This window comes from Bacillus sp. LR--39, from assembly GCF_053613335.1.
The window spans coordinates 1-634 of the sequence record NZ_JBSIOT010001095.1 but is presented as its reverse complement, the minus strand read 5'-3'; the positions used below and the strand labels follow the sequence as shown (position 1 = coordinate 634).

Genomic DNA, 634 nt, shown 5'->3' with positions numbered 1-634 from the left:
AAAATGCCGTTAAACAAAAGCAAAGCAATTAAAGGCGTTGTAAAAAAGGAAAAAACCGGTTTGATTGAAGGCCTGAAAATAATTTTTTCCCAGAGCCATGCAGGAATTCCCGCGATTAACAGTGGAGGGACAACCAAATACAGGACGGCCATCTGCACCATATGCGCGCTGAACATAATATGTCCGAGCAGGTCAACCGGGCTTCCCTCGGCTGCATATAAAAACAGCATCGCCGACAGAAAGCACACCATCTCTTTACCAGTTATTCGATTCGGCTTTGAAGACATTCGCCTGTAAAAATAGAGATAAAGCGCCGTAATGCCTAACAGGATACAAAAAAGATAAGGGCTCCACATCGCGCGAAACCCGAATATCTCCAACTGATTCATTTCTTCACCTCCGGCGGCTGTTTCAAATTACCACCATATAATTGTCACAAACGCAAGCACAGTGATAAACGCGACAAACACCCCTGAATACAAAAACAGTGCCGGCGCCTCATGCCCTTTCTGATTCATATGCATGAAATAATACAGCTGAAAGATGACTTGAATTGCAGCTAGCAAAATAATGAAAGGAATCGTAAACCAGCTGCCGACACCGTCCGTGGCCACAGTCAGAAATGCAACAATCG

At 44.5% G+C, this 634-nt stretch carries 2 protein-coding genes; both read right to left on the bottom strand.

The window, feature by feature from the left end; all coding sequences use genetic code 11:
- Window positions 1-389 (bottom strand): cytochrome c oxidase assembly protein (locus ACWHAR_RS28665; protein ID WP_452088648.1); only part of this gene is annotated, 389 nt, incomplete at its 3' end.
- A gap of 27 nt (window positions 390-416) precedes the next feature.
- Window positions 417-634: cytochrome c oxidase subunit IVB (gene ctaF, locus ACWHAR_RS28660; RefSeq protein WP_452088647.1), on the bottom strand; the 218-nt coding region annotated here is incomplete at its 5' end.